The sequence below is a fragment of the Aquabacterium sp. TM01 genome, assembly GCF_057808345.1.
In genome coordinates this window covers 2,582,719-2,608,155 of sequence record NZ_AP046529.1, presented here as the reverse complement: position 1 = coordinate 2,608,155, position 25,437 = coordinate 2,582,719, and the positions used below count along the sequence as shown (strand labels likewise).

Genomic DNA, 25,437 nt, shown 5'->3' with positions numbered 1-25,437 from the left:
ATGTGTCCAATGCATTGTTTTCATTTGCATGATGAGCGGAGCGCATCGTGATCGACCTCAAACGCCTCAGGCACCTCACCGCCCTGGTCCAGCACGGCAACTTCCACCGCGCGGCCGAGGCCCTGCACCTGACCCAGCCGGCGCTCACGCGCAGCATCCAGGCGCTCGAAGCCCACGTGGGCGCGCCCCTGCTGACCCGACACCGCACCGGGGTCGAGCCCACCGAGCTGGGCCGGCTGCTGCTGCGCCACGCCGGCGCGCTCGAAGGCCAGGTGCGCGACCTCGACCGCGAGCTGCGCCTGGCCAAGGGCCTGGACCTGGGAGAGCTGCGCGTGGGCGTGGGCCCCTGGGGCGGCTCGGTGCTGGTGGGGCCGGTGGTCGGACGCCTGAACGCCTTGCACCCGGGCCTGCAGCTCAAGCTGGTGCTCGCCCCCTGGCAGGAGCTGCCCGAGCGCGCCCGCGCCCGCGAGGTCGACGTGGTGCTGGGCGAGCTGCGCGAGATCGAACAGCTCCCCGACTTCGAATGCGCCCCGCTGAGCCCGCACCAGGTCTGCGTCGTCGCCCGCGCCGGCCACCCATTGACGCGTCAGCCCAGCCTGCGCACCGCCGACCTGTTCGACTGGCCCCTGGCCGGCCCGAACCTGCCGGAGACCGCCTTGCAGGCCCTGGCCGCGCTGGCCGCCGCCGCCGGTGTGCCGCCCGAGCGCCTGCGCCCCGGCCTGCTGGGCGTGACCTGCGACAGCTCGGGCATCCTCAGCCAGGTGCTGCAGGAAAGCGATGCGCTGTCCTTCATGCCGCGCTTCATGGCCGAGGACGACCTGCGCTCAGGCCGGCTGGCGACCCTGGCGGTGCCGGGGCTGACGCAGTCCGTGCGCTTCGGCGCGGCCTGGTTGCGCGGCCGCACCTTGGGCGGCGCCGGCGAAAAGTTCGTCGCGCTGCTGCACGCGCACGACGCGGCTTTGCGCGCGGCGTCGAGCGCGCCTCAGTCCTCGCCCTGACCGATCGCGCCAGCGAAGGCGCGGGCAAAGGCCTCGCCGAACGAGGGCGTGCCGCTGATCGACAGGCTCACCGTCACCCAGTCGCCTTCCGGGCTGACGTGCAGGTCGTGGCACCAGCTCGCGCCCTCGTCGAGGTCGCCCGGGCCGTCGGGGAAGCGCCGCGTCGCCCAGGCCAGCACCTGCTCCACCTCGGCCAGCACCGCCGCGTGGCGCTCGCGCGAGGTGGACGCCATCGCATCGAAGGTGTGCACGCCGTCGGTGTCGCCACTGGCGTCGAAGCTGAGGAAGTCGAGGTGGGGGCGGCTGCGAGACATGGGGCGAATTTGTACCACCCTCGGGCCTTGCGCCCTCAACTTGCGCGCGGCGGGGGCCGATATGGTGGCCTCCCACTTTTGAGGTTCACGATGCAGGGTTGGCACACAACGTTTTTGGGGATGCGTGGGCTCCCCCGCGATATCAGCGACTTCGAGATGAAGGCATTTTTCACCTTCGATGGTGCCGAGCGCGACGCAATCAATGCACGCCGAGGTGATTCCCACAAGCTTGGTCTGGCGCTCCATATTGGTTTCCTGCGCATGAGTGGGCGTTTGCTCGGTGCCTTTCGGGTAATTCCAGTAGCCTTGTGGCGCCACCTTGGCAACGAGCTTGGCATTGCAGCACCAGAAGTCGCCTCGCTGAGAGCCATGTATGAACGCGGGCGCACGCTATTCGATCACCAACAAGTAGCCTGCACGGTCCTTGGATTCCAGTGGATGAGCGAGCACCAGCGCCGCTCACTGGTACGTGAACTGCGCGACGAAGTGGCGCGCTGCGCCGACCGCGATCAGCTACTCGTGCGGGCGCGTCAATGGCTGTACAAGAACAAGCTGGTGATCGTGCACGAGCGGGCAATTCGGACACTGATTGCGGCGGCACTTGCCCAGCTTGAAGTTGAAACAGGCACCGCCATCGCCGCCAGCGTTGATCCAGCAACACTTGATCGCTGGCGAGCCTCAGTTTCAGAGCTGCGCCCAGATGGACAAACCCAGCAGAGTTGGCTATGGGCTGCACCGGCGAAACACTCAACCCGCCAAATCAGCGAGGTACTGGAGCGCATCGACCTGCTTTACACGCTGGACGTTCATAAGCACCTGGCAGACATCCCCGATCTCATCTTGCGCCGCTACGCGCGCCGACTTGTCTCCAGGCCGCCCTCAGCCGGAGCCAAGATCAAAGAGCCAGCGCGCACCGTGGAGGTCGCATGCTTTCTTCGGTATTGCCTGTTCACCACCACAGACCAGTTGATCCTTATGGTGCAGCGCCGGATCGCCGATCTGTGGCGTCAGGCTGCCGCCGATGTCCCCGCTACCGTCAATTGGGCCGCAATGTACAAAACGCTGCTCGGCGAACTTGTTGCCTTGAGCGCGCAAGGTGCGGTGCCAGATGCTGAGTTGCGTGCCCGTCTTGAAGCCTTGATCACCGAAACCCAGAAACGCAAACCACCGAGCAGGGCCTCCCTGGTCCGCGAGGGATTGATTGATGGAATTCGCCCCGTGCGGTCGTTGCTCGTCGCCATTGCAAAGCTGCCCTGGCAGGCCACCGGCGAGCATCCTGCCATCGAGTACCTTGCCAAGCTGCAAGCTTTATATCTCAAAGGATCCAGAAAGCTGCCAGTTGAAGTGGTGGCACCAAGTCTGGGAATGATCTGGCAGGTTTCGATCTCCAGCCCAGACCGGGAACGGGCGTTTCAGGCGTTGGAGGTGGCCACCCTGTTTGCCCTGCGCCGCGCGGTGCGCAATGGCTCGGTCTGGATTGAGCACAGCCTGAGCTTTCGGGGTCGTGCGCGCTTGTTCTTCACGGACGAGCGTTGGCAGGCAGAGTCCAAGAAACACTATGCCCGTCTATCGTTACCCAGCAAGGCTGCCACTTTCTTGAAGCCTTTGCTGGCCAGAGTAACTGCCGGTGTCGATGCGGTGGCCGCTGCAGCCCGCAGTGGCGTACTGCGCGTGGATGATGAACTCCATTTGTCGCCATTGCCCGCAGAGGACGAAGACCCAGAAGTGACCAAGCTGCGCGCGGCTTTGGATCACCGCATCGGTGAGGTTCAATTGCCGGAAGTGATTCTGGCCGTTGACGCCCAGGTGCGCTTTAGCTGGATCATGCTCGGACGTGAGCCGCGCTCTACCGACGAGCTGCTGATGGTCTATGCCGGCATCATGGCCCACGGCACCAGTCTGACTGCGGTCGAATGCGCGCGCATGATTCCGCAATTGTCTGCCACCAGCATTCGCCAGGCCATGCGCTGGGCGCGGGACGAACGGCGTCTGAGCCAGGCCTGCCAGGCTGTGCTGGAATTCATGCAGCGACACCCGATTGCCGCCACCTGGGGGCGGTCCGATTTGGCATCTTCTGACATGATGAGCATGGAGACCACCAAACGGGTGTGGCAAGCCCGGCTTGATCCTCGGCGCAACACACCTTCCATTGGAATCTACTCCCATGTAAAAGACCGGTGGGGCATCTTCCATGCGCAGCCCTTTGTGCTCAATGAGCGCCAGGCGGGCGTGGCCATTGAAGGTGTCATCCGCCAAGAAAAGCTGGAGACCAGCCAGCTTGCTGTGGATACCCATGGCTACACCGACTTTGCCATGTCACATGCCCGTTTGCTTGGTTTTGATCTTTGCCCGCGGTTGAAGGAACTCAAACAGCGCCACCTCTTTGTGCCACGCGGCACCAAAGTGCCCGCAGAAATCGCTGCGGTGTGCGAAGCCAATGTCGACGTCGCTTTGATCGAAAAGCATTGGGATAGTCTGGTGCACCTGGCAGCCTCGGTCATGAGCGGACATGCCAGTGCGGTGGCAGCTCTTGCGCGGTTCGGTTCTGCCGCCCAGGGCGATCCAATCTATGAGGCTGGCGTGCAATTGGGGCGGTTGCTGCGTACGGCGTTTTTGGCTGACTACTTTGTCAAGGACGCTTTCAGGAACGAGTTGCGCCGGGTGCTCAATCGGGGCGAGGCTGTTAACGCCCTCAAGCGCGCCATTTATACCGGCCGGATCAGCCCGGCGCAGGCCAAACGTGTCGATGAAATGCAGGCTGTGGCCGATGCGTTGAGCCTGATGGCCAACATCGTGATGGCGTGGAATACCTCACAGATGCAGGCGGTCCTGGATCGCTGGTCGAACCGCCGCCAGGTCATTCCACCGGAACTGATCGGGAAGATTGCGCCCACCAGGCTGGAGAGCATCAACTTGCGGGGTGTGTTTCGCTTCCCGGTTGACCGCTATGCTGACCAAATCCTGCCTTCGCGGCCAAATGCATCGATAACTGGCACCAATGGATGAAACCGACCACGGTTTGACGCCACGAATCGCAGATTTGAAAGTGAACAGGAAAGTCAATGAAATCAACGATCTACCAACACCACCTCCGCGCCAGTGCTAGCTTTTCGTACCGTCACTTATTGCACTGAAAACGAGGAGACCCCAACGTGGACATCCAGATGCGCACCAATGTGCCGCACATCTTCGCCATCGGCGACATCGTGGGCCAGCCCATGCTGGCGCACAAGGCGGTGCACGAGGCGCATGTGGCGGCGGAAGTGATCGCCGGCGAATTGCAGGGCAACAAGGAACTGGCCAGCGCCGCCTTCAACGCCCGCGTGATCCCCAGCGTGGCCTACACCGACCCCGAAGTGGCCTGGGTGGGCCTGACCGAAGACCAGGCCAAGCAGCAGGGCATCAAGGTCAAGAAGGGCCTGTTCCCCTGGGCGGCCTCGGGCCGCGCCATTGCCAACGGCCGCGACGAAGGCGTCACCAAGCTGCTGTTCGACGACAGCCCCGAAGCAGGATCAGGAGACGGCCATGCTGGCCGGGGCCACGGCAAGATCCTGGGCGGCGGCATGGTCGGCACGCATGCGGGCGACATGATCGGCGAGATCGCCCTGGCCATCGAGATGGGTGCGGACGCTGTCGACATCGGCAAGACCATCCACCCGCATCCGACGCTGGGCGAGAGCATCGGCATGGCGGCGGAAGTGGCGCATGGCAGCTGCACGGATGTGCCGCCTGCGCGCAAGTAAGTCCGCAGCCAAGCTACCCTGACAAGGCCCGAACTGGCGACGGTTCGGGCCTTGTGCTTTGCGTACCCAAACAATCGCCGCAGAATACTGTGCATTTGTACAGTATTCATGTCAGCCACTTCCAAGCCCAAGCTCTACAACCCACGCCACCCCGAACGCACGCTGCTCTACCAAATGGTAGCCGAGCACTACGAGACCTGGCTAGAGTTGGCCAGCGCGGGTCAGTTCGACGGCCAGGGCGACCACCACACCCCCAAGCCCTTCGTGCGCAAAGCGTTTGCCAAGTATCTTGAGTGCGGCATCTTTGCCCATGGCTTTGCCCGCGCTCGCTGCGGCGACTGTGGGCACGACTACTTTGTAGCCTTCTCCTGCAAAGGCCGGGGAGTCTGCCCCTCGTGCACCACGCGGCGGATGGTGGAGACGGCGGCACACCTGAGCGACCACGTTTTCCCCCGCCTGCCGGTGCGCCAGTGGGTGCTCTCCGTGCCCAAGAGGTTGCGGTACTTCATGCAACGCGACGGAGCGGTGCTGAGCATGGTGCTGCGCATCTTTCTGCGGGTGATCGCACAAACTCTGCAGACCCACAGCCCCGGTGCGGCCCATATGGACAAGGCAGGCCTGCACATCGGTGCCATCGCCTTCATTCACCGATTCGGCTCCAGCCTCAATGAACACGTCCACTTCCACGTTTGTGTGGTGGACGGGGTGTTTGAGGAAGTGGAGGGCGAGGGCGATGCTGATGCGACCCCTCGAATCTCATCGCCGGGTGTCATCTTTCACGCGGCCACCGGCATCGATGCGGCTACCGTGGCCCCAGTGCAGACCACACTGCAAAAACGCATCCTGCGCGCCTTCGTTGCTCGGGGCCTGCTGGAGAACTGTGACGCCAAAGACATGCTGGGCTACAAACACAGCGGCTTCTCGGTGGACGCCGGTGTCTGCATCGAAGCCCACGACCGCGCTGCGCTGGAGCGGCTGCTGCGCTATTGCGCGCGTCCACCGTTTTCCATGGAGCGCCTACGCAAAGAGGGAAGCAAACTGGTGTACCGCTGTGCCAAACAGCGCAGCGAGCCCACCAGTGACAAGCGTGGTGCCAAGGCAGATGAGCTGCACCTCACACCGCTGGAACTGATCGACCGCATCGCCGCGCTGGTGCCACCGCCACGCACCCACCGGCACCGCTACTTTGGTGTGCTGGCACCAAACTCGCCGCTGAGAGCGGCGGTAACGGCGCTGGCTCAGCCTGCTGCGTCGCAACCAGCCACGGTGGAGACTGCACAACCTGGCGCGGGCGTACCTGGGGTGGCGGCGCCGGGCAACGCGGCCACACCCACACCCGAACCTGAAGCACGCCCGAAGCGAGCGGCGCATTACTTGTGGGCGGTGCTGATTGCCCGCATCTACGAGGCATTTCCGCTGCTGTGCCCCATGTGCGGTGGGCAGATGCGCATCATTGCCTTCATCACCCACAGCGCCGAAATCCGCCACATCCTGAACCACATCGGGGTGGAGTCTGCCCCCCCGCACATCACCCCGGCACGCGGGCCACCGCTGTGGGAGGGCTGCGACGCGCCGGTGGATGATGGTGCGCAAGGCGAGCCGGATTGGGATCTGGCAGCTCAACCCGACGAGGTAGACCAGCGCGTCAATTGGTGACCCAGTGAAGCGGCGGTATCCATCGCTGCGGGGAAGCAGCTGCGCGCGCGCCAGGCCCAAATGCATACTGCCTCCCAAGCTCTTGCCATTGAGCGGCAAGCGAGCGCTCAACCTTCCTTGGCCGAACGTGTTTCGAGGCCCAAAACTCGTGCCATACTTGGCCTCATGCGGTTGAATTTCCTATCCGTACCCAGTTTTTCGATAGTGCGCTTGAAGCGACGCAGAGCGACGTCAAACGGCTCGTTTTCTTTTACACGGATGGTTGTCATTACGTAATGTTGTCCAAAATGTGCTGTCGCCAGTCACGTGGGGAGATCGAGCCCCACATGCCACGTTCAGCGGTATTCCCCGTCTTAACTAGTATTGGCCGACGGGGGACTGCCAGAATAGCCCGCGATTATATCCTGAACTCTGCGAATGGCAACTCGCCTCAAGGCGAGTTAGCCCCCGGGAGGGGGCAGACGCCCATACCCATCAATAGGGCAGTGAGGGCGTCGGGGCGGAACCCTATGCAGCCCGCAGGGCCTGGGCGAGCGCCTTTGCGCAAGCAAATGCGCTCGCCCAGGCCCACTGGAAGTTATAGCCGCCCAGCCATCCGGTCACATCGACCACCTCACCAATGAAATACAGGCCCGGCTGGCGCGATTCCTGGGTCTGGCTGGACAAGGCCTTGGTGTCCACACCACCTGCGGTGACTTCGGCCTTGCGGTAGCCCTCGGTGCCGGTGGGGGTGAGTTCCCAGCGCGTCAGGCGCTCGGCCAGCGCGGTCAGCGCCTTGTCGGAGGCCTCGTTGATGGGGCGCTGCCAGTTGTGGCCCAGCGCCGCGCCCTGGGCGACCCAGGTGTCGGCCAAGCGGGAGGGCACCAGGCCCGCCAGTTCGTTGGCAATCAGCTTGCGCGAGGTGGCTTTGGCCTGGTTCAGGTGGGCGGCGATGTCGGTGCCGGGCGCCAGGTTCAGGCGGATAGGCGTGCCTTCCTGCCAGTAGCTGGAAATTTGCAGTACGCCGGGGCCGGAGAGGCCGCGGTGGGTGAACAGCAGGTCTTCGAGGAAAGCCGTTTTGTCCTTCTTGCCACCGGTTTCGATACTGACCGGCAGCGACAGGCCCGAGAGCTGGGAAAACGGCGCCCAGGCGGCTTCGTCAAAGGTCAGCGGCACCAGCGCCGGGCGGGGCGTGACGACGGGCAGATCGAACTGTTTGGCCACGCGGTAGCCAAAATCCGTCGCACCGATCTTGGGAATGGACAGGCCGCCGCTGGCGATGACCACCGCGCCGCACTGAATGGTGCCACGGTCGCTATCTATTTCATAGCTGCTTGCGCACGATCCATAAGGGCTGGAGGCTAAAAATCGTATATTTTTCACGCCACAGGGTTGCCAGCGTTCCACGCCGCCGGCCGCGCATTCGGCCAGCAGCATGGCGATCAGGTCTTCGGCCGAGCGGTCGCAGAAAAGCTGGCCTTTGTGTTTTTCGTGGAAGGCAATGCCGTGTTTTTTGACCAAAGCCACGAAATCGGCCGGGGTGAAGCGAGACAGGGCCGATTTGGCAAAGCGCGGGTTCTCGCTCAGGAAGTTGGCCGCCGTGACGTCCACGTTGGTGAAGTTGGCACGGCCACCGCCCGAGATGCGGATTTTTTCGGCCACCTTTTCGCTGTGGTCCAGCACCAAAACCTTCAAACCCAATTGGCCGGCTACCCCGGCACAAAACAGGCCGGCCGCACCGGCACCCACGATCACAACATCAAAACTTTGCATGGGCTGCAGTGTAGAATTTCAACGATGACGGTACCCGATACAGAGGCGCTGCATAACGAGAGAGACAAAACCATGAATCCCATTGTTTACGCCATACCCGTATTCATGCTCACCATCCTGCTCGAGGCCTGGGTGGCCCGGCGGCGCGGTGTGGCGGTCTACGACATTCCCGACGCCATCACCAGCCTGCACCATGGCGTGTTGAGCCAGGTGACCAACGCCTTCACCAAGATCGCCACGCTGGGCATCTACATCGCGGTGTATGAGGCCTACCGCTTTACCGAATGGTCCATGAGCAGTATTCCGCTGTGGATTCTGGCCCTGGTGCTGTACGACCTGTGTTACTACTGGGCACACCGCATGGGCCATGAGGTCAATGTCATGTGGGCCTCGCATGTGGTGCACCACTCCTCGGAGTACTACAACCTGTCTACCGCACTGCGGCAGACCTCTACCGGTGCGTTATTCGGCTGGGTGTTCTACCTGCCCCTGGCGGTGCTCGGTATCCCATGGCAGATGCTGGTGATCGTGGGCCTGATCGACCTGCTGTACCAGTACTGGGTGCATACCGAACTGATAGGCCGCATGGGCGTGCTGGACCGCATTCTGGTCACGCCCAGCAACCACCGCGTGCACCACGGCCAGAACGACTACTGCATCGACAAGAACTACGGCGGTATCCTGGTCCTGTGGGACCGTCTGTTCGGCACCTTTGCCGACGAACGCGATGACGAGAAAATTTGCTACGGCATCCGCAAGCCGCTGCACAGCTTCAGCCCGATCAAGGGCAACCTGCACTACTACGCCGACCTGTGGCAGATGTCCCGTGCGGCAAAAGGCTGGCGCGCCAAGCTGGGTGTCTGGGTGGCGCCACCGGGCGGCTGGACCGACGAACCCATCGAACATTTCGAACCCCGCACCTTTACCCGCTTTGATGTGCAAACCCCCGCGCCGCTGCGTTGGTACGTGGCGCTGCAGTACGCGGTGCTGGTGCCTTTTGTTTCGCATTTCATCGGTGTGGCCAAGGGTCTGGACAGAGGCACGGCCGCGGTGTACGCGCTGGGCATTCTGGTCACGGCGGTGGCGCTGGGGGCGCTGCTTGAGCGTTTTGTCTGGGGCAAGTGGCTGGAGCAGGTGCGTCTGCTGGCGCTGGGTGTGTCGTTCGCCGCCGTGCCGCAGTGGTTTGGCTTTGAGGCGCCGCTGCCGCTCAAGGGTGCATTGCTGGTGTTGTGTGTGGGCAGTGTGGTCTGGCTGAATCGCCAAGCCGTTGCCCCTGCCAACGCGGTGGGAGTGGCAGCATGAACCCGGACGCCTTGTCGGATCTGGTGCTGCTGCTGGTGTGTGCTGCCATCCTGTGGTTTCACCTGCGCCAGCGGCCTGCTGTGGCAGTGGCTGCCGGCCTGATCGGTTTGGCGGCCTGCCTGGGTGTGCTGCGCTATTCGGGCTGGGCCGAGATGCTGGGGCCGCACCGTTTCACCAGCCTGCTGGCCGCCTGTGCTGCGTTTCCGTTGCTTGCATCAGGCCTGCGCTGGCCGGATGCGCCGCTGGCCACACGTGGCGCGGCGGTCGGGCGTTTTGTGCTGGTCGTGGGGGGCGTCGGCATCGTGCTGACGCTGGCCGGTCTGGCGCTCTGGTCGCAGGTGGTGCCGGGCGTGTGTGCGCTGGTGATTGCCTGGACGGCGGTGCAGCAGCGCAATACCTGGGGCTTGGCGGGCACGCTGGCGTTGTTGGGCAGCTTTGTGGTGGCGGCTACTGGCAAGGCCGACAGCAACTACCTGGGACTCTTTAACAACGTGCAGTTGATGCACTACACCCTGGCGCTGGCCTTGGCGCTGCTGGCGGTGGGGGCCACGCGCACACCACAAAACCAGCAGCTCGCGGCTGCCTGAACGCTCAGGCGGTGCGCGTCTGGCCCAGGGGTTCCCGTTCGGGGACCTGGGCTGCGGCCAGCAGGCCCTGCATCACATCACCGACCACGATGACGCTGGGGCTGGCCAGGCCTTCCCGGGCGATGGTGGTCTGCAGCTCGCCCAGTGTGCAGACTGCATGGCGCTGCGTGGGCAGGCTGGCGTTGTGCACGATGGCCACGGGGGTGGTGTCGGGCAGGCCGTACAGCAGTTCGTCCTGGATGTGGGCGGCACCGCTCACACCCATGTCCGCCAAGAAAAGCTGGAGACCAGCCAGCTTGCTGTGGATACCCATGGCTACACCGACTTTGCCATGTCACATGCCCGTTTGCTTGGTTTTGATCTTTGCCCGCGGTTGAAGGAACTCAAACAGCGCCACCTCTTTGTGCCACGCGGCACCAAAGTGCCCGCAGAAATCGCTGCGGTGTGCGAAGCCAATGTCGACGTCGCTTTGATCGAAAAGCATTGGGATAGTCTGGTGCACCTGGCAGCCTCGGTCATGAGCGGACATGCCAGTGCGGTGGCAGCTCTTGCGCGGTTCGGTTCTGCCGCCCAGGGCGATCCAATCTATGAGGCTGGCGTGCAATTGGGGCGGTTGCTGCGTACGGCGTTTTTGGCTGACTACTTTGTCAAGGACGCTTTCAGGAACGAGTTGCGCCGGGTGCTCAATCGGGGCGAGGCTGTTAACGCCCTCAAGCGCGCCATTTATACCGGCCGGATCAGCCCGGCGCAGGCCAAACGTGTCGATGAAATGCAGGCTGTGGCCGATGCGTTGAGCCTGATGGCCAACATCGTGATGGCGTGGAATACCTCACAGATGCAGGCGGTCCTGGATCGCTGGTCGAACCGCCGCCAGGTCATTCCACCGGAACTGATCGGGAAGATTGCGCCCACCAGGCTGGAGAGCATCAACTTGCGGGGTGTGTTTCGCTTCCCGGTTGACCGCTATGCTGACCAAATCCTGCCTTCGCGGCCAAATGCATCGATAACTGGCACCAATGGATGAAACCGACCACGGTTTGACGCCACGAATCGCAGATTTGAAAGTGAACAGGAAAGTCAATGAAATCAACGATCTACCAACACCACCTCCGCGCCAGTGCTAGCTTTTCGTACCGTCACTTATTGCACTGAAAACGAGGAGACCCCAAAAGACCCGCTTGAGCCGTTGCGCCCAGCTCATCGCACGGCGCTTCTGCTCGGGGCTGCGCTGCGGGTCGTTCGCATTGCCGTCCGCCGGCGCTGCATCAGCCGCAGGGCGCTTGCCGCGCCCCGATGGCGTCAGCTGCGCGCGCAGGTTTGCATTCGGGGCGAATACGCCGTGGAAGCGGGTGAGATGCGCGCGAGGTGGCGGGACCAGTGCCGCCAGCTTGGCGATGAAGTCCACCGCATCCCATTCGACATGCGTGGTCCCATTGCGCCACGGCGTCTTGAGCTGGTAACGCACCCTACCCTGCGGTGAGATCGACAGCCGCTGCTCGCTGATCGCCGGGCGCGTGATGTAGCGGCACAGCTTTTCGAGCTTGTGGCTCTCGTGTGCTTCCGCGGCCACGCCGGCATGCAGCGAGAAGCCGCCGACCTTGCCGGCATCGCCCTCCAGCGAGCCTGCGTCACCGGGCAATGTTTGCAGCGTGACGACCTTGCGGCCAGCGTCGCGACCGGTGGCGATGCGGTAGGTCATCGAACTCATCCGCAGCCCATCCATGCCGTCGTCGCTACCCGCGCTGTCGGACAGGAACACGGATTCGTCTTCGCCTTCGAGCCAGCCGCGGCGCGACAGGTGCCGGCACACGCGATGCGCGATGGTGTTGGCGAGCTGCGTCAGTTGCGCAGAGGTGGGGGCACGGGCGCGGCGCAGGCGCGGCTTGCGCCGCGGGGGCTCGACGTTCGCGTCGTACACGCCGTCGAGCCACAGCATGTGGAAGTGAACATTCAGGTTCAGCGCGCTGCCGAAGCGCTGGATCAGGGTCACCGCACCGCATTGCGCCGTATCCCGCGGCACGCCGGCCTGATCGGCAAGCCAACCGGCGATCAGCTGGCATTGACCCTGCTGACCGGTAATGCCGGCAGCCTGTCTACGGCCTTTGCCACCGTGGTCCAGCGCGGCTATTCCCGGCAGGCGGAAACGCTCGCCGACGGACATGCCATCGCCGCAGTGAAGAAACTTTATGGTCACGCCGGCGGCGGCGCTTCGGTATTCGAGACTTTTGCGGCTTATCACACCGAACACGGCGGTGAAGCACCGTCCCTGCTCTCGACGCATCCGCTGGACGCCGAGCGCATCGAGCGGCTGCGGCAGGCCGCCGCGGATTGGGACCCTGTCCGTCAACCCCTGCGGCCACTGGCCCTGCCCATGCCGCCCCCTCAGTAAGGCTCAACCGGCCGCCGCCTGTCGCGTACGTGCCGGCGCGTGCCCGGTCCAGCGCTTGTAGGCACGCGCAAAGGCGCTCTGCGCGGAATACCCCAGCAGAAAAGCGATGTCCGTGAGACTCAGCGAGGCATCTTCCAGATAGCGTTCAGCCATTTCCTTGCGCACGCCATCGACCAGCTGGGTAAAACTTTCACCATGCTCCTGGAGCTTGCGCTGGAAGGTCCGTGGCGAGACGTGCAGCGCCGAGGCGACATGACTCAGCTCCAGTTCGCCATCTCCCAGCCGCTGCGCGATCAGGCGGCGGGCGCGGACCAGCGGATCGTCCGTGCGCGTGAGCGTCAGCAATTGCTGCTGGGCCAGGCGATCCATCAACTGGCGCATGGCGGGGTCCGGCTGGATCAGGCCCAGTCCCTGCCACGACTTCGGCACGATCATGCGGTAACTGTCCTGCCGGAAGCGTATCGGGCAGGCGAACACACGGCGCTGCTCGTCCAGGCGCTGCGGCGCCTCGTATGTGAAATCGACGCCCAGCGGAGAGATCGCCTGTCCGGTGATCCAGCGCACAAAAGTCAGCATGCCGGCGAGATTGAACTCCGCAAGCTGGCGGTAGCGGAGATCGGTCGAACGGTTCCAGCTCAACACGATCGCTTCGGCGTCGATCCGCACGTCCACCGGCGCAACGGTGATCACCAGCCCCTGATAGCGCTGCTGGGCGAGCATGGCCTCGCCCAGGGTCGTACAGGCCATGGCGACATAGCCGAGAACGCCGTAATGCCCTGGCCGGATGTGCTCGGCAACATGCACGCCGAGATCAGGATCCTGGGCCAGCACGGCGGCGCGATTGAACAATTCAGCCGCCTCCAGCTCGCTGACGCGCGCATCGCGGTCGTTGAGATCCACGTTCAGGCTCCGCTGCAGTTCGGTCGCATCGATCTGCCGCAGGCGCAAATAGTCGAACAAGGCCAGCAGATAGCTGACCGCGGTGCTGGGCGCGAGGGCCGCAGGGTCGTCGACTCCGGTCTTGGCGCGTGCTGTCATACAGATTGTCGTGCGGGGTCAAGCGGCAAGTGATACACAATGGAGAGAATGCTAACAGTCAATACATCGTGCGAATCGAGGAGCTTATGGAAACGCTGGACTGGTGGGCCAAAAACATCTTCTACATCGCCATGCCCTATTTTCTGGTCCTGATGGCCTGGGAGTGGTTCGCCCTGCGCCGCGCCAAGAGCAAGGGCAAAAGGGGCTACGAGATCAAGGACAGCAGCGTCAGCATCTCGCTGGGCCTGATCAAGCTCGGCATGCGGGCCCTGTGCGCAGGCTATACCGGCTGGCTGTTTGCTTTCGTCTATGAACATCGCCTGTTCACGCTCTCGCCCCTCGTCTGGTGGACCTGGGTGCTGCTGTTCTTCGCCGACGACTTTACCTATTACTGGTATCACCGCAGCGCGCACCGTTGCCGCCTGTTCTGGATGGAGCACGTCAATCATCATTCCAGCGAGCACTACAACCTCAGTACTGCGCTGCGCCAGTCGACCCTGGGCCCGGCGTATACCTTCGTGTTCTACCTGCCGCTGGCCTTCGTCGGCTTTCACCCGCTGGCGATTGCGGTGCAATTCGGCATCAGCCTGATCTACCAGTACTGGATCCACACCGAGGCCATCGACCGCCTGGGCTTCCTCGAAAAGTTCATGAACACGCCCTCGCATCACCGCGCCCACCACGGCAGCAACGGCATCTACATCGACAAGAACTACGCTGGCATCCTCATTATCTGGGACAAGCTGTTCGGCACCTTCCAGGAAGAGCGCCGCGACGTCCCGGTGAAATACGGCCTGGTGCACGACCTCAAGACCTTCAGCCTGCCCACCGTGATTTTCCACGAGACCGCCTTCATGCTGCGCCAGGTCTGGAACGCCAAGGGCTGGCGCAACAAGCTGGGCTGGATTTTCGGCCCGCCGGAGTGGTCGCCGGACGGTCCGCAATATCCGCCGGATCACCCCTACTGGCAGACGCAAGCGGCCACCAAGGCAAGCTGAAATCGCCGGCATGCGGGCTCACACGATTGCAGGATTCGCCCGCACATTGCCGTCTGCTTCAATAAACCAGATTCCTCATACGGAAACGCCATGCGCTTCGACAATCAGGTGGTGATGATTACCGGCGCGGCCGGCTCTCTCGGCAAGGCGGTTGCCGCAGGCTTTGCTGCTGGTGGCGCCAGGCTGGCGCTGGCCGACGTCAGCGAGGCCGTGCTGCAACAAGCGTATCCCGGCACCGCCGACACACGCCTGCTGCTGCCGGCCAACCTGCTCGACTCTGCCTCGGCGCAGAATGCGGTTAACGCCGCGATGCAGAAGTTCGGCCGTCTCGACGCCCTCTGCAACATCGCCGGCGGTTTCGCCATGGGCACCCCGGTGCATGCCACTGCGGCAGCCGACTGGCAAAAGATGCAGGACATCAACGTCGGCACCCTGCTCAATGCCGTGCGCGCCGCGGTACCGGCGATGCTGGCGGGCGGCGGCGGGAAGATTGTCAACGTCGGCGCTGGCGCCGGCCAGAAAGGCGTGGCGCAGATGGGGGCCTACAGCGCCTCGAAGAGCGCGGTGATCCGCATCACCGAAGCCATGGCCGGCGAACTGCGCGAGCAGAACATCAACGTCAACTGCGTGCTGCCCAGCATCATCGACACGCCACCGAATCGCGCCGCGATGCCAGACGCCGATCCGAAGAAATGGGTCGCGCCGGGCGATCTGGCGGCAGTCATCACCTTCCTCTGCTCCGAGCAGGCGCGCGCGGTGCACGGCGTCGCGCTGCCGGTCGTGGGATTGAGCTGATGAGCGGCAAGACGCGCGAACAGCAGCTCGACGAACTGCTCGACAAGCAGGCGATTTACGAGCTGATCATGGCCTACTGCAACGCTGCCGACCGCCACGATCACGTCAAGATGCGTACGCTCTATCACGAGGATGCGATTGACGATCACGGCCACTTCGCCAAGGGCCTGGCGATGGAATTCATCGACAAGCTGCCGGAAATCCAGAAGGCCATGGAAATCCTGCATCACAACGTGACGACCGTGAACCTCAAGCTAGCCGGCGACCGCGCCGAGGGCGAGGTCGGGTATAGGAAGTTCAACCGCCCTTTTTTGCGAGTCTGGCAGGTAGGAAGCGGCCGCGCAAGCGCCGCTTTGGGCACAGATCGGGCACAGATCGGGGGTTCATGCGTGGGTTTTCGACATCGCGGGGCCACGCAGCGGCTCAGTGCGTAGCCATTTCTCACCGAATCCCGGCACAGGGCCGAGCGCAGCCCTGCGGGGTCGTGGCCGCATCGGATCGGACTCTGGCTTGGCTGCCGGCTGCGTGGCCGGCACCTCGTCACGCGGCCGGCGGCGGGGCGCGCGCTGCGGGCCGGTAGTGCGCTTGCTCCAGCGCGCCGTGTTTCTCGAAGTGGGCGAGGATGGCGCGAATGGCCTTGGGGTCTTCGATGCTGGCGACGATCCGCACCGCGCCGCCGCAGTGGGCGCAGGTGGTGACGTCGATGGAAAAGACCCGCTTGAGCCGTTGCGCCCAGCTCATCGCACGGCGCTTCTGCTCGGGGCTGCGCGGTTCGTCGTGGGCGCTGACGTCCACCGGCACTGCATCGCTCGCAGGCCGCTTGCCGCGCCCCGATGGCGTCAGCTGCGCGCGCAGGTTTGCATTCGGGGCGAATACGCCGTGGAAGCGGGTGAGATGCGCGCGAGGTGGCGGGACCAGTGCCGCCAGCTTGGCGATGAAGTCCACCGCATCCCATTCGACATGCGTGGTCCCATTGCGCCACGGCGTCTTGAGCTGGTAACGCACCCTACCCTGCGGTGAGATCGACAGCCGCTGCTCGCTGATCGCCGGGCGCGTGATGTAGCGGCACAGCTTTTCGAGCTTGTGGCTCTCGTGTGCTTCCGCGGCCACGCCGGCATGCAGCGAGAAGCCGCCGACCTTGCCGGCATCGCCCTCCAGCGAGCCTGCGTCACCGGGCAATGTTTGCAGCGTGACGACCTTGCGGCCAGCGTCGCGACCGGTGGCGATGCGGTAGGTCATCGAACTCATCCGCAGCCCATCCATGCCGTCGTCGCTACCCGCGCTGTCGGACAGAAACACGGATTCGTCCTCGCCTTCCAGCCAGCCTTTGCGCGTCAGGTGCCGGCACACGCGATGCGCGATGGTGTTGGCCAGTTCCGTCAGTTGCGCCGATGTGGGCGCACGGGTGCGGTGCAGGCGCGGCTTGCGCTGCGGACGCTCGGTGGTGTCCTCGTACACGCCGTCGAGCCACAGCATGTGGAAGTGGATGTTGAGATTCAGCGCGCTGCCGAAGCGCTGGATCAGGGTCACCACGCCGCATTGCGCCGTATCCCGCGGCACGCCGGCCTGATCGGCAAGCCAACCGGCGATCACACGATGCACGATGCCCAGCACCGGGCCGATCGCCTCAGGCTTGCTGGCGAACAGGAAGCGCAACGGGTACGGGAAACTCAGCACCCATTGCCGCACCGGCCGCGGGCCGAACACCTCGTCCACCAGATGCCGCGCCGACTCGGCCATGCGCCGTGCGCCGCAGCTCGGGCACAGCCCGCGCTTCTTGCAGGAATACGCCACCAGCCTCTCGGCACGACAGTGCTCGCAGACCACGCGCAGGAAGCCGTGCTCGAGCACGCCGCAGCGCAGGTAGGTCTCGAACTCCTCGCGCACATACTCGGGCAGCGGGCGGTCTTCGGCCTCAAGACGCGCGATGAAGTCCGGGTAGTGCGCCTGCACTAGGGCCTGTTAACACTATCGCAACGATTCGACGATCAGTGCGAAGTGGATGAAGGCCGCGAACATGACGTCGAGCTTGTCGAAGCGGCTGAAGATGCGGCGGAACCCTTTCAGACGGCGGAACAGGCGCTCGATTTCGTTGCGGCGCTTGTAGATCTCGGTGTTGTACGCCCATGGCTGGGCCCGCAGCGGATGCGGGGGGCACGACCGGATCCAGGCCCAGATCCGGCGCGAGCTGCCGGGTTTCATTGCCCTCGTAGGCGCGATCCATGACCAGATGGCAGCGCGCGGGCAGGGGTGGCAGGGCATGCAGCAGGGCGCGACCGGCTGGGGCATCGCCCGCCTGGCCCGGCGAAAGCGAGAAGGCTAACGCGCAGCGGGAATCCGCGGCAGCCATATGAATTTTGGTGGTCCAGCCTCCGCGGGAGCGGCCGATGGCCTGCGGGCCGTTTTTTTTCGTGCGCCGGTGCCGTCCGGGTGGACCTTGACGATCGTACTGTCCAGGCTGACCGCCTCCAGCCGCACCCGGACCAGCTGTTCGGCCTGCATGCGCTCGAAGACCCGATCCAGGACCCCGGCCTTGGCCCACCGGCTCATCCGCGTGTAGATCGTGTGCCAGTTGCCGAACCGCTTGGGCAGGGCCCGCCACTTGCAGCCATTTTCGGCCACGAACAGGATCGCGTTGAGCACTTGAAGGTTGTCCAGCGACACATTGCCCCGCTGCCGCGGCAGGCAATCCTCGATACGCGCGAATTGCGCAGGCGTAAGTTCCATGCGCAGTATGTTAGCACGTAGTGTTAACAGGCCCTAGGGGAAGGTACCCGGGGTCTCCTCGTTTTCAGTGCAATAAGTGACGGTACGCAAAGCTAGCACTGGCGCGGGGGTGGTCTGGGTAGACCGTTGATTTCATTGACTTTCCTGTTCGCTTTGTAAACGGGTATGGTGGCCTCCCACTTTTGAGGTTCACGATGCAGGGTTGGCACACAACGTTTTTGGGGATGCGTGGGCTCCCCCGCGATATCAGCGACTTCGAGATGAAGGCATTTTTCACCTTCGATGGTGCCGAGCGCGACGCAATCAATGCACGCCGAGGTGATTCCCACAAGCTTGGTCTGGCGCTCCATATTGGTTTCCTGCGCATGAGTGGGCGTTTGCTCGGTGCCTTTCGGGTAATTCCAGTAGCCTTGTGGCGCCACCTTGGCAACGAGCTTGGCATTGCAGCACCAGAAGTCGCCTCGCTGAGACCTTCACGCTCAAGTCGACGTTGCACGCGGAACGACTCTTCTATGACGAACGTGCGGAGGTGGCATTGGGAGCCACACCAAACGCTAAATTCGACGCAGCAAGCCCGTTGCACGTCATCGACAAAGGCTTCATCCAATTCCGGTTCGATGTCGTTCACATAGACCTCATCACCTTGGAACTCGATCACACCGTCACGATCTGCTTCGTCTGTGTCACGGTCAAGCACGATCACTCGTACTGGTGAATTGGCCGTGGTGTCTTGAATGACGCCACCTTCCATTTCGACCACGACAACAGGCGATGCTCGTTGCACGTCTGCTTCGACCCGATTGGTGTTGCAGTTCAGGCAGCCGTTCATCCAATTCAGAAATTGGTCATCAGATTGGCTCGGGCCTTTGTTCTTGAGCGTCACTTGTACGTTGAAGGTCTTCTCTTGGGTCATGGTGGGATCTCCTGGTTATGTTGAGGCGGGATGCCATGCAACTGCGAGGAGATGTCCGGGCACACGGAAATGGGTATTGGGCCTTGCAGCTTGGTCGTCATCATCACCGTGCGATTGGTGACAGCGAAATGGACAAGTGCTCCACGAGGAAAGTCCAGCAGTGGCTCGGTCGTGGATTTGCCCTTTGGCTTGGGCATCCGATCAAAACGATATTGATCAACCGCCTCATTGATGCCCTGAGTGAACTCAGACTTCAACTCAGCCGTGGCCACCGGGATACCGTTCAGAAAGAGCACCAAGTCGATGATGTCGTCATGGTTGGTTCGCACCTGGCGCACCACACGCAAGCGATTGGCTGCGTACCGAGCCTCAAGATCGGGGTTCATGGCCAGAGCAGGCTTGAACTGGGCCATCTTGAGCGGCGCTTTGAGACCCAGCATCTCCACACCCACGCGCAACACGTCGAGCGTGCCACGGTCGTCGAGCTGCTTGCGCAGGCGTTCCAGCAGCATGGAATCTGCATTCGTGCCGTGTGTTTTGCTCAGTGCGGCCCAGGCTTCGGGCTGGGTGGCCTGCACCCATGCCACTACGTCAGCGGGGAACAGCGCACGGGGGGTGTCGTAACCCTTGGCATCCCCGTCTGCATACAGCCAACCGTTGGCAGCCAAGTGGTTGCAGATGTCGTTTTCGAATTCGATTTCTTTGTGCAGTGATGTCATCGCTGAGCCTCCCGCTCCCATTCAAGCTCCAACTCCCACATTTCCACAATCTTGTGAAAGCGCCGTAGGGACGGATCTAGGTACCGACGCGCCCGCGTCGAGCAGAGCTTTGACTTGCTCAAGAAGCCCAAACGAAGCAAACAGGCGTAACTGTGGCCAGCGGCGAACCTGCCCATCTGCAGAATGCACGGCCCGTACGCGGCTCGGTGTCTTGAGGTCGGGTTTCAACTTGGCAATAGCGTCTCGGTCGATGAAAAGCCACCCTTGAATGGGCTCATCTGCGAGATCTTGCTGGCATTCCGCGAATCGTCCGCATGCTGGAAATTCGAGCGGTAGCTGCAGTGCGAGCTGATCAAGTTCCCAATCTTCGAGAACCGATCCGGCTTCAGGCTTGCGGTACAGCCCGAGTGTGATGCCCACATGCTTGAGCTGCTTCAGGAACACCCGTTCCTTCGGTAGAAAGGCCGACAGGCATGACGCTTCGGAAATGATGTCCTTGACTTGGTGCCCTGCTCGGTAGCACGCCTGTTCGAACGCTTTCTTGTAGTGCGGAAGCGCTTCCTGATACTGCCCGGACAGCACATGCCAGCGGCCTTTCATCCAGCTGTAGTGATAAGCGGTGCGTCCCTCCGGGTCGCTGGTTGTGGCCAGCCGCTCCAGTGCTTCGATTTGCTGCCATGTGCGCTCTTGATCGCCGGGCCGCTTTGCCGACGTGCGGCGGAGGTCGTGCCAAAGCTGTCGGCCAGGCTCAGCGAGTTCGGGCCATGCGTGTCCGGCGCGGACGACCAACTCGGATAGCAGCTTCTCAATGGGCCTCCTGGGCGGAGTGGTCCCTTGTACGTAAAGGTGCAACAACGACCGCAGCGGTGCCGCCGATTGCTTTTCTAGCCTCGACAGGGCAGAAGCAATCATCAGCCAAACAGGGCAGGCAGGGATGGGCTTCCAGCGTTCGGTCAACCTTTGGTAAAACAGCTTGATACTTTGCGCTGATGGAATGTCGGTGCCGGTACGCCACTTTCGGACCTTTTCCTGCTCGACCCGCGCCGATCCAGTGCTTCCTGGATACAGCAGCTTCTCTACGGGGCATCCGACGGCGCTGTCCAGCCATTCGAGCGTCACCTGCAGTGGTTGCTGTCTGTCCGCGAGCAAGAGCTGCAAATCAGGGCCCGGGATGTCGGCGCTGATTTGCCGCAGCAGTTGTCCGCCGGACGGAGCAAAGAAGTGCTCGACCAATACTGGAAGGACATCGTTGCGTCCCAGGGCATCCAGTGACACGTCCAGCACAAGCGTCGTGTAGGCAGACCGAACGGCGGCAACCCAGCGCTCAAAGATTTGGCGGGTTGGCTCTCCGACGACTGTTGCAATGCTGTCAACGAGTAGTTCGGCGATGACCGTATCCAGTCGCTCCCAGTCGAAATCGCCCTCTCGGGCCAAGCGTCCAACGTCGCTGCCGGTCTTGTTGGCGTCAATTGCTCCGGCCAAGGCCGAGATGCATTCGCCGAATCTGGGGTACGGGGGTTGTTGTCTTGTCATGGTCACTTGATCGCGGCGATGCGGCGAATGTCCCTGCGGAAATTCAGGTTGGCCCGCCAGTCGCTCGGAGTTCCCGGCACCGCAAGCCTGCGGCCATTCGGCGCGACTAGCTTGCCATGTGTTTTGCCGTTCACGTACTGCCAACCTGAGCGGACCAGTGTCCGCACCAGGGCGGAGACCGTCTTGTCATTGCTGTATCTCATGTTCAACTTCAGGCCTGGCGCCATCGCTGGCGCCAGGCTCAGCTCCGGTTACTTCGAGCCCTTGGCGCCGCTTTGATTCGTGGCAGCGGCGCTCTGTGCCCGCGCAGCGAAGCTACCAGCTGGCACTTGCCCGCCGTTGGCCTTTGCGGTGGAGGATTGGATGCGAGCGGCTGCCTGGCTGGTCATCGGGGTGGACTTGGCAGAGGACTTGGACATTGGGGAAACCTTTCAATGGTGACGTTGCGCACATCGGCAACAGTCGAAAGGTTAGATTTCTTGCGGCAGTTGGTATCCCGCGCGACCGCTGAAGAAATTTTCTGTTTTGATCTTCTTGCTGCGGCTGCGTCCCGATCCGCCCACTCCTAGAAGGGTGGGATGCGCCGCGCCATCAGCGCCACTCGTTTGCAGCGCTCTGAGTTGCGCCCATGCTCAACCGGCACACTGCCTGCCAGCGTTGTTGGCCACACAGGGCAGCTGCGCTGAAACGCTCACACCCGTACGGTGCGTGCGCCTTGGAGCGGTCTCATGCCGTGAACCCCATCGGTTTGCGAGCTGCGGCAGACAGGTCAGGCAGGTCGCACACCCGAATGTGATCCCGCTCGTCCCGTGCTGCCCGCCCCAGCGCGCGCTTCAACGCCAGCCCCAAGGTTCTCGGCGGCAAGTTCTTCAGCTTGTCCAGCACCTGGTCGTCCAGCGTCGGCGCAAAACCTGACCCCCAAGGGCTCTCGGCCCGCATGCGGCCATACATCTGTCGAGCGATGTGGGCCACCTGCTCTGGCGTCGGGGCCTGTACATGCAGCACCGTCATGCGCGACAGAAGTGGTGCTGAGATGCTCTCGATGCTGTTGGCCGTGGCGATCCAGTTCACGTGGCTGGCGTCGATGGCGAAATCGCGGATCGAGAGGTCGATGAAGTCGCGCGCGCTGCGAGGTTCCAGCAGGGTATAGAGCGCCGCGAGCGGGTCGTACTGACGTTGCTGGTCAGTCTTGTCGAGCTCATCCAGCACGATCACCGGATTGGCCAGCGGCTGGTAGGCCAACTGCTCAAACACCACGCCAGGCTCCGAGTTCGACCAGAACGATTCCGACCCGGCCAGCGGCGAGCTGGACTGGGTGCTGGCCATGTCGATCACACGGAAGGGAAGGCTCAGCCGCGCAGCCAGCCAGCGGGCGGCCTCTGTCTTGCCAATCCCGGCAGGACCGACCAGCAGGATGGGCGACCATGCCACACGGCCATCGCCCATCGCATGCAGGGCGAAGTGGTCGTGCAGTACCTCGGCCAACTCAGCGAAGTTGGGGAAGTCGCGCTGGAAGTCTTCGATCAGCTCTGTCCAGTCATCGGGCAGCTCACCCAGCTTGCGGCGTTCGTGGCCAGCGGCCCGGATGCGCTCGGCGATGTATTGGGCCCGCTTGGCCTTTTCGTCGGGCTTGGCGCGGTGGCGCTCTACAAAGCTGCGCAGGCCTGCGGCGTTCAGAAACGCGATTTGGGGTGTTGCCCGAGGTGCCTGCGGAGCGGGCTGATCCGGCGCCGCTGCCGGTGGCTTCATGTCGGGCAGCGCCTGCACCAGCGCGTGCACGGCCTCGTCGATAGACGGATCGAGCGGCTCGCCACGCACCGACTTCTCGGGCTTGGTGGCGGCCGGCAGCAGCCCTGCCGCTACCGCCAGTTTGTGATTGCGCTTGAGGTCTTCGGCGAAGAGCCCGATGGTGGCCTCGTGCTGCTTGCAGCGCACGCCCTGGCCTGCGTTCGCATCGCCGCCAATCACGGGCGCCGAGCAAACCGGGCAATGTTGTTGGGCGGCATGCCGGGCAGCTTCGATCAGATCCAACAAAGCCCTGTCTCTGTTGATGCTGGCGCCCACCAGTTCCACCCGCAGGCTGAGCTTGTCGCGCTGGTTGGTGGCGCAAAACAGCGGCAGGTGGCGGTAGTCGGCCGGCTTCATCAGCAGCTCGCACTGGCCCACGAAGTGGGCCAGCACCGCCAAGTGGCCAGGGGCGGGCTCCAACACCTGCTTGGCCAGCCAAGGGTGCTCGGCTTTAAAGGCCGCCAGGCTCGCTTGGTAGGCGGCGCGGCTCATGGGGCGACGGCTGTTAGGACGAGTCATGGCGGCCTCTTTTGATTAACTATAAATTACTATAACAATGTAAGGCGCGATGATCCAGTGTTCGCTTGCCGTGCTGCTCTTGGTTATAGTGATTTACTGTGATTCTTTTGGAGGCCGACATGTCTGCCTTGAGCAGCGAGCAACTCCCCATACTGGCCGGCGCGCTCTTGCGTCTGCGAGGCCTCACGTTGGCAGCGGTGTTTGACGCCACCGGCATCCGCGCGGCCAACCTGTCTGCGTGGCTGAAAGGTAAACCGCAGGTCATCTCTGCGGCGCGCGTGACGGCGTTGCTTTACCACCTGGGTGCCCTTCAGCGCGCGATGCGCGAGATCGAGAAGGCCAACCCGGACACGCTGTATGGCGTGTTTGGCGACGCCCAGTGGTCGAACAAGGAGCGACTGTCAGACGCCTTGCTCAAGGACCTGATCGAGCACTTCTCCAAGCTGCCGTTCGGCAACAAGAACGTCAATTCGGACCTGCTTGGCGACGCCTACGAATACCTGATCAAGAAGTTCGCCGACGCCACCAACAAGAAGGCCGGCGAGTTCTACACCCCGCGCAGCGTCGTGCGGCTGATGATCGACATGCTCGATCCCAAAGAAGCCGAGACCATCTACGACCCGGCCTGCGGTACCGGCGGCATGTTGCTGGCCGCCGTGCAGCACGTGAAGGAACAGCATGGCGACGTCAAGCGGCTGTGGGGCAAGCTGTACGGACAAGAGAAAAACCTCACTACCTCAACTATTCGCCTTCGACCCGTCGTTGCGCCGAATCCTGCGCTCAGACTTCCATGTTCCCAGCAGCGAGAAAGAAACGCCAGGCGAACGACACCTCTGGATCGAGGCCGACTTCCTTTTTCCCGAGCTGGCAGAAGACGAAGACAACACAACCGTAGCGCCGCATTTTGCACATATGCGGCTGGATGAGCACGACGGTATTCCGCGCGTTCGTTACCGTCTCAGTGCGAGCTTGGGTGTGGATGGTGATATCGAAGAATCCATGTCGTACGTGCTGGACCTGGATGCTGACGGCGAGCCACTCAGCACTGCGCAAGTTCCCAGAGCTGAGCGTAACCAAATCCACGTCCACTATCTTCCGGCACAGCGTGATCCGGCCGACCACATCGCATACGGCGCCAATGCCCTTCTAGGAAGAATGCTTCGCGCAGTGAAGTGGGATGCGGAGCGTGACGAGATCAAGACGCTGACCGATCAGATCAGTGACAGCTTGGCGACGAACCCATCAGTCAATGCGTTGAGCGAAAGCCTCAAAACAACGTGGTCCATGCTGCACAAAGGCAAGTTCTTCGCCGATCCGAAGATCACCTTTGTGGCCTCCGAGATTGAGACCTTGCTGCGCCACATGTCGGTTTCATTTTCGCCTGGGCACGATGAGAGTCTGGTCGATTTTTCCCGGCTGAGCGACGGTCAGAAGTCGATGCTGTACCTGTCTCTCGCACTGTCGTCTCAAGCCATTGGCCGCGCCGTACTCGCCGGGCAAGACACTTCGTTTGATCCCGACAAATTGCGCCCACCTGTCTTTACTCTGGTCGCCGTTGAAGAGCCCGAAAACAGCCTCTCCCCGCACTACCTTGGGCGGATCGTTAGTGCTTTAAGCACCATGGTTCAGCACCCGGACGCCCAGGCCCTCATCGCCACGCATGCGC

20 protein-coding genes and 8 pseudogenes are annotated in these 25,437 nt (G+C 62.8%); 14 read left to right on the top strand and 14 right to left on the bottom strand.

Annotation, left to right across the window (positions count from 1 at the left end):
• The first annotated feature begins 47 nt into the window (after positions 1-47).
• Positions 48-998, top strand: a complete 951-nt coding sequence (locus AC3WW4_RS11940; RefSeq protein ID WP_290906466.1) for a LysR family transcriptional regulator — start codon at positions 48-50, stop codon at positions 996-998.
• On the opposite strand, the gene AC3WW4_RS11935 is transcribed toward AC3WW4_RS11940, so the two are convergent.
• The gene (locus AC3WW4_RS11935) at positions 983-1,312 is read right to left on the bottom strand and encodes a hypothetical protein (protein ID WP_290906469.1); all 330 of its coding nucleotides are present in this window, start codon (positions 1,310-1,312) and stop codon (positions 983-985) included. The genes AC3WW4_RS11940 and AC3WW4_RS11935 overlap by 16 nt on opposite strands.
• A gap of 90 nt (positions 1,313-1,402) precedes the next feature.
• On the opposite strand from AC3WW4_RS11935, the gene AC3WW4_RS11930 reads away from it, so the two are divergent.
• From AC3WW4_RS11930 to AC3WW4_RS11920, 3 genes and pseudogenes are all read left to right on the top strand, one after another.
• Positions 1,403-4,318, top strand: a complete 2,916-nt coding sequence (locus AC3WW4_RS11930) for a Tn3-like element IS1071 family transposase (protein WP_003049965.1) — start codon at positions 1,403-1,405, stop codon at positions 4,316-4,318.
• A 131-nt stretch (positions 4,319-4,449) separates the two neighbouring features.
• Positions 4,450-5,055, top strand: a pseudogene (locus AC3WW4_RS11925) (FAD-dependent oxidoreductase); the annotation flags it as partial.
• Between the two features lie 108 nt (positions 5,056-5,163).
• Entirely contained in the window at positions 5,164-6,711 is a 1,548-nt protein-coding gene (locus AC3WW4_RS11920; protein ID WP_011117152.1) for an IS91-like element ISCR8/ISPps1 family transposase, read from the top strand.
• A gap of 188 nt (positions 6,712-6,899) precedes the next feature.
• Here the strand turns inward: AC3WW4_RS11920 and rpsU are convergent.
• Together rpsU and AC3WW4_RS11910 are read right to left on the bottom strand one after the other, a co-directional pair.
• Positions 6,900-6,980 (bottom strand): annotated as a pseudogene (gene rpsU / locus AC3WW4_RS11915) (30S ribosomal protein S21); the annotation flags it as partial.
• A 238-nt stretch (positions 6,981-7,218) separates the two neighbouring features.
• The gene (locus AC3WW4_RS11910; RefSeq protein ID WP_287880537.1) at positions 7,219-8,463 is read right to left on the bottom strand and encodes a BaiN/RdsA family NAD(P)/FAD-dependent oxidoreductase; all 1,245 of its coding nucleotides are present in this window, start codon (positions 8,461-8,463) and stop codon (positions 7,219-7,221) included.
• 72 nt (positions 8,464-8,535) lie between these two features.
• On the opposite strand from AC3WW4_RS11910, the gene AC3WW4_RS11905 reads away from it, so the two are divergent.
• Both AC3WW4_RS11905 and AC3WW4_RS11900 read left to right on the top strand, forming a co-directional pair.
• Positions 8,536-9,765, top strand: coding sequence for a sterol desaturase family protein (locus tag AC3WW4_RS11905; RefSeq protein WP_008648773.1), 1,230 nt, complete (start codon positions 8,536-8,538; stop codon positions 9,763-9,765).
• Positions 9,762-10,352: a hypothetical protein gene (locus AC3WW4_RS11900; RefSeq protein ID WP_008648775.1), complete on the top strand. Its 591-nt coding sequence runs from the start codon at positions 9,762-9,764 to the stop codon at positions 10,350-10,352. Before AC3WW4_RS11905 ends, AC3WW4_RS11900 begins: the two co-directional genes overlap by 4 nt.
• A 4-nt stretch (positions 10,353-10,356) precedes the next feature.
• Here AC3WW4_RS11900 and AC3WW4_RS11895 read toward each other — a convergent pair.
• Positions 10,357-10,617, bottom strand: a pseudogene (locus AC3WW4_RS11895) (SAM-dependent methyltransferase); the annotation flags it as partial.
• Here AC3WW4_RS11895 and AC3WW4_RS11890 point away from each other — a divergent pair.
• A pseudogene (locus tag AC3WW4_RS11890) lies at positions 10,618-11,376 on the top strand (Tn3 family transposase); the annotation flags it as partial.
• A gap of 144 nt (positions 11,377-11,520) precedes the next feature.
• Here the strand turns inward: AC3WW4_RS11890 and AC3WW4_RS11885 are convergent.
• Positions 11,521-12,408 (bottom strand): annotated as a pseudogene (locus tag AC3WW4_RS11885) (transposase); the annotation flags it as partial.
• On the opposite strand from AC3WW4_RS11885, the gene AC3WW4_RS11880 reads away from it, so the two are divergent.
• The gene (locus tag AC3WW4_RS11880) at positions 12,289-12,741 is read left to right on the top strand and encodes a M48 family metalloprotease (protein WP_068595586.1); all 453 of its coding nucleotides are present in this window, start codon (positions 12,289-12,291) and stop codon (positions 12,739-12,741) included. The pseudogene AC3WW4_RS11885 and the gene AC3WW4_RS11880 overlap by 120 nt on opposite strands.
• Positions 12,742-12,744: 3 nt before the next feature.
• On the opposite strand, the gene AC3WW4_RS11875 is transcribed toward AC3WW4_RS11880, so the two are convergent.
• Positions 12,745-13,779, bottom strand: coding sequence for an AraC family transcriptional regulator (locus AC3WW4_RS11875; RefSeq protein ID WP_008645845.1), 1,035 nt, complete (start codon positions 13,777-13,779; stop codon positions 12,745-12,747).
• An 86-nt stretch (positions 13,780-13,865) separates the two neighbouring features.
• Here AC3WW4_RS11875 and AC3WW4_RS11870 point away from each other — a divergent pair, with 86 nt between their 5' ends.
• From AC3WW4_RS11870 to AC3WW4_RS11860, 3 genes are all read left to right on the top strand, one after another.
• Positions 13,866-14,777: a sterol desaturase family protein gene (locus AC3WW4_RS11870; protein ID WP_008645847.1), complete on the top strand. Its 912-nt coding sequence runs from the start codon at positions 13,866-13,868 to the stop codon at positions 14,775-14,777.
• A 90-nt stretch (positions 14,778-14,867) separates the two neighbouring features.
• Complete coding sequence (locus AC3WW4_RS11865) at positions 14,868-15,572, top strand: SDR family NAD(P)-dependent oxidoreductase (RefSeq protein ID WP_008645848.1); 705 nt, start codon at positions 14,868-14,870, stop codon at positions 15,570-15,572.
• The gene (locus AC3WW4_RS11860) at positions 15,572-16,006 is read left to right on the top strand and encodes a nuclear transport factor 2 family protein (protein ID WP_008645849.1); all 435 of its coding nucleotides are present in this window, start codon (positions 15,572-15,574) and stop codon (positions 16,004-16,006) included. Before AC3WW4_RS11865 ends, AC3WW4_RS11860 begins: the two co-directional genes overlap by 1 nt.
• Before the next feature lie 106 nt (positions 16,007-16,112).
• Here AC3WW4_RS11860 and AC3WW4_RS11855 read toward each other — a convergent pair.
• The 3 genes and pseudogenes from AC3WW4_RS11855 to AC3WW4_RS11845 form a co-directional block, all read right to left on the bottom strand.
• Positions 16,113-17,531 (bottom strand): annotated as a pseudogene (locus AC3WW4_RS11855) (IS91-like element ISCR21 family transposase); the annotation flags it as partial.
• Entirely contained in the window at positions 17,488-17,922 is a 435-nt protein-coding gene (locus AC3WW4_RS11850) for a transposase (RefSeq protein ID WP_488828665.1), read from the bottom strand. The gene AC3WW4_RS11850 and the pseudogene AC3WW4_RS11855, both read right to left, overlap by 44 nt.
• The gene (locus AC3WW4_RS11845; protein ID WP_488828663.1) at positions 17,892-18,299 is read right to left on the bottom strand and encodes an IS5 family transposase; all 408 of its coding nucleotides are present in this window, start codon (positions 18,297-18,299) and stop codon (positions 17,892-17,894) included. The genes AC3WW4_RS11850 and AC3WW4_RS11845 overlap by 31 nt, the downstream gene beginning before the upstream one ends.
• 194 nt (positions 18,300-18,493) lie before the next feature.
• On the opposite strand from AC3WW4_RS11845, the gene AC3WW4_RS11840 reads away from it, so the two are divergent.
• A complete protein-coding gene (locus AC3WW4_RS11840) occupies positions 18,494-18,931 on the top strand; it encodes a DUF4158 domain-containing protein (protein ID WP_488828661.1) in 438 nt (145 codons plus the stop codon).
• Positions 18,932-19,292: 361 nt separating this feature from the next.
• On the opposite strand, the pseudogene AC3WW4_RS11835 reads toward AC3WW4_RS11840, so the two are convergent.
• The 5 genes and pseudogenes from AC3WW4_RS11835 to AC3WW4_RS11815 all read right to left on the bottom strand — a co-directional run.
• Positions 19,293-19,931, bottom strand: a pseudogene (locus tag AC3WW4_RS11835) (type I restriction endonuclease); the annotation flags it as partial.
• Between the two features lie 21 nt (positions 19,932-19,952).
• On the bottom strand, positions 19,953-21,464 hold the full coding sequence (locus AC3WW4_RS11830; RefSeq protein WP_488828659.1) for a hypothetical protein: 1,512 nt from the start codon (positions 21,462-21,464) through the stop codon (positions 19,953-19,955).
• A 2-nt stretch (positions 21,465-21,466) separates the two neighbouring features.
• Positions 21,467-21,667 carry a hypothetical protein gene (locus AC3WW4_RS11825; RefSeq protein WP_284465236.1) on the bottom strand — a complete coding sequence of 67 codons (201 nt, stop codon included), beginning with the start codon at positions 21,665-21,667 and terminating at the stop codon, positions 21,467-21,469.
• 48 nt (positions 21,668-21,715) lie between these two features.
• Complete coding sequence (locus AC3WW4_RS11820) at positions 21,716-21,883, bottom strand: hypothetical protein (RefSeq protein WP_284465235.1); 168 nt, start codon at positions 21,881-21,883, stop codon at positions 21,716-21,718.
• Positions 21,884-22,190: 307 nt separating this feature from the next.
• A complete protein-coding gene (locus tag AC3WW4_RS11815; RefSeq protein ID WP_488828657.1) occupies positions 22,191-23,771 on the bottom strand; it encodes an AAA family ATPase in 1,581 nt (526 codons plus the stop codon).
• Between the two features lie 119 nt (positions 23,772-23,890).
• On the opposite strand from AC3WW4_RS11815, the gene AC3WW4_RS11810 reads away from it, so the two are divergent.
• Together AC3WW4_RS11810 and AC3WW4_RS11805 are read left to right on the top strand one after the other, a co-directional pair.
• On the top strand, positions 23,891-24,697 hold the full coding sequence (locus tag AC3WW4_RS11810) for an N-6 DNA methylase (protein WP_488828656.1): 807 nt from the start codon (positions 23,891-23,893) through the stop codon (positions 24,695-24,697).
• Positions 24,579-25,430: pseudogene (locus AC3WW4_RS11805) on the top strand (ATP-dependent nuclease); the annotation flags it as partial. The gene AC3WW4_RS11810 and the pseudogene AC3WW4_RS11805, both read left to right, overlap by 119 nt.
• Between the last annotated feature and the right edge of the window lie 7 nt (positions 25,431-25,437).